We start from the raw sequence: 6,000 nt of genomic DNA on the forward strand, positions 1-6,000 counted from the left end.
TTGGCTGAAAATGGACGAGCGACATTTGCTGAAAATCGGCTGAATGCCCGTCCTTCCTTTTCCTGCTATAATGTAGACAGAAATCGGTAGGGGCGTGCCGCGATGCAAAAAATGAAGGGTGTAAAAATATTGCTCGTCGATGACGAGCCGAACATCGTGCAATTTCTCGAGATCGGCTTGCAGCAGGAAGGTTTCGAGGTGCAAAGCGCGAACGACGGCATGACCGCCATTACGCTCGCGAAGCAATTCCAGCCGCATATCGTCATTCTTGATGTCATGATGCCGGGAATGGACGGATTCGAGGTTTGCAAGCTGCTGAAAAAAACGGAAAACGTAGCTGTCATCATGCTGACTGCGAAGGAAGAAGTCGACGACAGGATCAAAGGGCTGACGATCGGCGCTGACGACTATATGATCAAGCCGTTCAGCTTTGGCGAGCTGCTGGCTCGCATCTACGCCCGGTTGCGCAATCAGTTCCCGAATTTGCTGGGGGAAGTGACGTACGGTCCGATCCGCGTCGACGACCGGCGCAAGGAGATCAGCTTCGAGCAGCAAGTGCTGGAGTTGTCGCCGACAGAGTATGAGCTGCTGAAATTTATGGTGATCAATCACGGCATCGTGCTCAGCAAATCGACCATTCTGGACAAAGTGTGGGGCTATGACTTCGTTGGCGACGATAACATCGTCGAGGTGTACGTTCGATCATTGCGGGACAAGCTCGGAGATCGAGAGCATCGGCTCATCCGGACATTACGTGGGGCAGGTTACCGGGTGGATCTTCCATGATGGCGCGGCCAAGGGCAAAAAACAACTGGAACCCGCTCCTTCAACTGCAGCCCGAGTCCTTGCGGTTTCAGCTGCTCGCCCGCTCGCTGCTCGTGCTGTCGGCGCTCCTCTTGTTCATCGGCCTGTTCCAATACGTGTTCATGCAGCATTTCATGTATGACAACGCGGCGGCCGCATTGCGCAACGAGGCGATCGCGCTGACGCGCGACTTGCAGCCGATCATCGGCGGGCCCGGACAGCGGCGGGATGCTCCTGTCGGGCGGCCTTCGCCCTTTATGCAAGGCAATGCCTATGCCGTGATCGACGAAAGCGGAGGCCTGACCGTCTTGGCGAAAGCCGAAGATCTGCTCGTACCCAAGCTGACCGAGTCGGACTATGCGGCCGAAATGCGGCGAGCCCCGGGAACGAATTCAGATTTCAAAGTGATTCGGGACTCGGCGGGCAAGGAACAGCTGCTCGTTTTGCAATCGTTTGTGGAACGAGGGCGTACGCGAGGTTTGATCCAAGTGAGCACGAGCACTCAGCCGATCAAAAACATGCTGCTACAGCAATGTATTACGTTTATTGTCCTCTCGTTAATTGCTTTGGTCGTGGGGCTGCTCGCCTTCTTCCCTGTACTGAAGCGCACGTTGCTCCCCCTTGGTCGAATGATCCGCACGACGGAGCAGATCGATGCGGGAAACTTGACGGAAAGGTTCCCGACCGGTCAAGGCCAAGAGGAGATTGACCGGCTGGCCGACTCGTTCAATGCGATGCTGCAGCGGCTCGAGGCGGCATTCGAAGCGGAGATAGAAGCAAAGGAAACGATGCGGCGGTTTATTGCCGACGCTTCGCATGAGCTGCGCACGCCGCTTACCTCGATCCACGGCTTCCTCGAAGTGTTGCTGCGCGGCGCTGCCCACAACCCGGAGCAGCTGGAGCGTTCGCTGCGCAGCATGTTCGGCGAGTCCGAGCGGATCAACAAGCTGGTCAATGACCTGCTGCTGCTGGCCCGGCTCGACCGTACGCCGACGGTGCGACCGGAGCAAGGCCGGCTGGATGAGCTGCTAACGGAGATGGAGCCTCAGCTTAGGCTGTTAGCCGGCACCCGCAAGGTGCGGCTCGACCTCAGCGGATATAACGCCGGCGTCAACGATAGCGCCTTTGATGCCGACAAGATGAAACAGGTTATCTTAAATCTGTTCCACAATGCGATCCAGCATACGGACGCTGCGAGAGGCGAAATCGCGGTTACATTAAAGGTCGCAGCAGGCGGTGCTGAGCTGGCCGTCAAGGATAATGGAACCGGGATTCCAGTGGAGCATCTGCCGTCGCTGTTCGATCGGTTCTATCGCGTCGATCCGTCACGTGCACGCAAATATGGAGGTGCCGGACTAGGGCTGTCGATCACAAAATCGATCGTCGATCTGCATCACGGCCATATTCAGGTAGACAGTGAGGTTGGCGTCGGGACGACGTTCCGAGTATGGTTGCCAGCAGGGAAAAACAAAGAGTTCGGCTCGTGATCGACACGGCCGAACTCTTTGTTATTGGGATTGGGTCAGCAACCGGTAAATGACGACGGCGGCTTCTGCTCTAGAGGCATTGTCGAGCGGGGCGAACCGTTTCTCCTCGTCACCGGCGAGCAATCCCAAGCCGGATGCCGTCCGGACATAGGCGCGTGCCCAGTCGGCAATCGAGCCTTCATCGACGAACTTGACCTCTTGCGTGCCGACCAGGTCGGATAGCTTTTGACCCGTTTTGTACAAATAAGCATTTACGATCAGCACCGCCATCTGCTGTCTTGTGATCGGATCGTCCGGGCGGAAGGACTTCTCGTCTATCCCGCTAACCAGCTTGGCATTATAGGCGGCGATCACAGACTTCGCATACCATTCGCTTAAAGGGACATCCTCGAATGGAGTCCATTGTACGCCGTTTTGCTTAAGATCAAGCGCTCTGGACAATAGGGTCACGAATTGGGCACGCGTCACCATCGCTCCCGGCTCGAACAGGTGATCGGTCATCCCTTGCACGATTTGCCGGTCGGTCATCAGCTCGATTTCCTTGCGCGCCCAGTGAGATTCGATGTCGCTGAACGTCTGCGTCGATTCCATCACCGCGTACTTGGAGAAATGCGGCAGCTCAACCGTAATCGTTTGATCGGAATTTACTTTGCCGCCGACGTATACCCATGTTTTCGTTTCTTCATCATATGTGTAAACGGCCAATCGACTGGAGTTGGGATTCACCTTCCCTATCTCGAATGGCAACGTGACTTGGATCGGCTCTTTGAAAACACCGCCAGGTGTCGTTCCCAGCATGTAAGTAAAATCATAGACTGGTGAAGTCAGACGCCGGCTTGGCGCGTCACTTGTATTGGAGGAGGCCAAGTCCTCGTGCCGGGACGTCTTGAAGCTAACTTCACCCTTTCCCTGAATATTAAGCGCATTTGGCGGGACGACCATTTGCAATCCGTTCGCTCTCAGCGTGATAGACTTGTTGCTCTCGGTTGCTTTTGTAAGCAGATCGATCGAAAGACCAATTGTCCATTCCTTTGCGTCCGGATCCAGCTCCGCCTCTACAACTACATTTGTAACACCTGGTGTGTCCAATTGCTTCATCAGCTTCTCTTCATCCGGTTTGTACGTCCCGCTTGGTTGTGGCTTTGGTGTTGGAGTCGGAGTTGGCAGGAAAAAGGGACCCGTAGGAAATGAAGGTGCCGGTGGAACAATTGTATAGGAATAAGTAGCATCCTCGCTAAAAATATGATTGCGAATCGCAAATGCAACAATATTGCTTGTGCCAGACAATAGGATTGGCGTTCCAAACCGGGTAAACGATGAATCGGACCCTTTTCGATAGTAAAGCTCGTCGCCCGGTTGTTGCCCCCCTAATCCAATCGTCACTTGGCTCACATATTGGCCTGGTGCCTTATCAGGAGTAGGCGGCGCAGGACGCTGAAGCCAAAGCTTGCTCATGGAGCGAATCGTTACATCCTCGGAGCCGTCCGGATCGTCCACATACAACAAGTAACCGAATGCACTCTTCAACGTACCCGTGATAGGCAAAATCGCCGAACCGTACCCATACACCGACTGGATGACTGTTCCGCCTAAGCCCAGGTCATCCGCCACCAGTCTCTCTTCATCTTCTAGAATCCGTTTGACCGTTAATGAAAGGGCATGGTTGAGCGGCACCACCTGACCGTGAGCATCCCGTTCATAGACAGCTACCGACACCGTATGCTCCGACAATGCGCGGCTCCAGTCAACCGACAGCTCGGCTCTCTGCTTGGTGAAAGCCGTTTTGCCGTCCACTAGGCCAGCTCCGAAATAATCATAAGCCGTCAAACTTCCATTGGCGTAGGACAAAGAAGGCGGCGTCAGCTCCTTGGCGCTGTTCTGAATCAAGCTCCGCACTTCCGGTGCGGTCAACCCGGGATCATTCGCCCACAGAAGCGCAGCCATCGCGGTAACGAAAGGCGTCGCTTGCGACGTCCCGCTCATGGCCTGATATCCATGGCCATCCTTTGAAGTGCTGTAAATATCGACACCTGGTGCGGCCACATCCACTTTCTTCACATTGGAGAAGTCGGCGATCGTTAAGCTTTGATTCGGCAGTTGCATGAGCGCCCCTACGCTAATGACTTCACTGAAGGCGGCGGGATAGCTGGTCTCATTGAAATACCTCATTCGATCCTGGGCAGGCAAGTCCACCTGGCCCGGTTCGGAGTTGATCCAGTGGCTGCTGCCATTTCCGGCCGCCGCAACGACTATAACGCCGTTTGACGTCGCTTCCTTGACCGCATCGTGCACCAGCTTGCTGTACTCGGAGGAAGACAGGCTCATGTTGATCACTTTCGCTCCGCGATTGACAGCATATTCGATGCCTTTAATAATCTCGGCGGTTGTCCCGACCCCTGCGCTATTCAGAACCTTCACAGGCAACAGTCTGACACCCGGCGCTGCGCCCGTATAACCATTCGGCCCGGCTGCAGATGCACCGATAATACCGGCTACATGCGTACCGTGTCCGTTGTCATCATCTGCAAACGAGTCGTTATTGATAAAATCGTAGCCCTGCAGCAGCATGCCGCTTAAATCCGGATGCAACAAATCGATCCCCGAATCCAGAACCGCTACGATTACCTGCGACATAGAGGACGGGCTGGCGATGGAAGAACCGTAGGTCAGCTGAGTAACCGTCTGTCCCCACACTTTTCGCTCCGGGGAGTAGTATACCGCCTGCGCTACCGTACCGGCTTGTTGCATCTCCGGTATCCGGACACGATAAACCGGCTCTACCAGCTCTACATTCGGATCTTGCTGGAGCTGCCTCATTTTTTCGCTAAGATCGGTCGATTCGGAGAAGCTCAATTTCTGCACAAGCGGAGAGAGCGATTCGCTGCTGAAGCCGGATGCTCGCAACGCCCGAGGCGTCGACTTGTACTTCACTAGCAGTTGGCCCGGTACGATATCGCCCGACAGAGTCAACTCCTGAGCGATCGTCTGCGCACCGACTTCTAGTTCTTCGCCGGTGGCCATGATGGGGGCTGCAAACAGCGAACATAGGATCGCGATTATAAGCGTTTGAACAAGTGCAAGGCGAAACGTACGATTCACAAAAGCCCTCCTAGTAAATGCCGATAGATTCCACTCCAAACTATATACTAGAGTCGCCGGATTGTCATCCAGTAATATCCATTTATTTGCAGGTTTCCGAACATATCGACGCAAACCGACCCCGTACTCAAAAATAAGGGTTTGCCATATTCGCCATCTCGCTATTCCGTCTTCCCAACCCTCTGTGCATAAAAAAATAGCGTTATGAAACAGTTACTACTTAGGTCGGGTCAATTAAAATGAGAATTGGTTGTGGAGCACGGCCATGAGGGAGGAAAGCACAGGACGGTTTTGTTTGCGGAGGGTGGAAATAAAACCACGTGCACGTGCGAACGGTTTCGCTCCAGGCGAAGGGCGGAAAGCGCCGAAAATCTTTTGTTTCACTTTGGTCATGCGGATATCGAGCTCCGCCAAGCTGTTGTCAAACGGAACACGGACATTTCGAAGAAACTCAGCATCCAGCCGACCGTTTCAGCCACCACAACACCTAGCAGTAACTACGAAACATCACTGTTTTGGTCGAACTCCCCCAAATTGGGACGCCCAGGTCCAAATAACGATTTCCCATAACGCTACTCTCTCGAAAGCTCTCGCCTTCTAGCAAAATCCG

General features: G+C 54.2%; 4 protein-coding genes. 2 read left to right on the top strand and 2 right to left on the bottom strand.

From position 1 onward, the window contains the following. Positions 1 to 102: 102 nt before the first annotated feature. Positions 103 to 786: a response regulator transcription factor gene (locus tag PKO02S_RS24180; protein WP_127587003.1), complete on the top strand. Its 684-nt coding sequence runs from the start codon at positions 103 to 105 to the stop codon at positions 784 to 786. Beyond that, the gene (locus PKO02S_RS24185) at positions 783 to 2,291 is read left to right on the top strand and encodes a sensor histidine kinase (RefSeq protein WP_246067294.1); all 1,509 of its coding nucleotides are present in this window, start codon (positions 783 to 785) and stop codon (positions 2,289 to 2,291) included. Before PKO02S_RS24180 ends, PKO02S_RS24185 begins: the two co-directional genes overlap by 4 nt. Before the next feature lie 21 nt (positions 2,292 to 2,312). Here the strand turns inward: PKO02S_RS24185 and PKO02S_RS24190 are convergent, their stop codons facing one another. After that, on the bottom strand, positions 2,313 to 5,390 hold the full coding sequence (locus tag PKO02S_RS24190) for a S8 family peptidase (RefSeq protein WP_127587005.1): 3,078 nt from the start codon (positions 5,388 to 5,390) through the stop codon (positions 2,313 to 2,315). A 234-nt stretch (positions 5,391 to 5,624) separates the two neighbouring features. After that, positions 5,625 to 5,852, bottom strand: coding sequence for an IS66 family transposase (locus PKO02S_RS33975; RefSeq protein ID WP_127587007.1), 228 nt, complete (start codon positions 5,850 to 5,852; stop codon positions 5,625 to 5,627). Positions 5,853 to 6,000 lie beyond the last annotated feature (148 nt).

This window comes from Paenibacillus koleovorans NBRC 103111 (genome assembly GCF_004000845.1).
GTDB classification, from domain to species: domain Bacteria; phylum Bacillota; class Bacilli; order Paenibacillales; family NBRC-103111; genus Paenibacillus_AA; species Paenibacillus_AA koleovorans.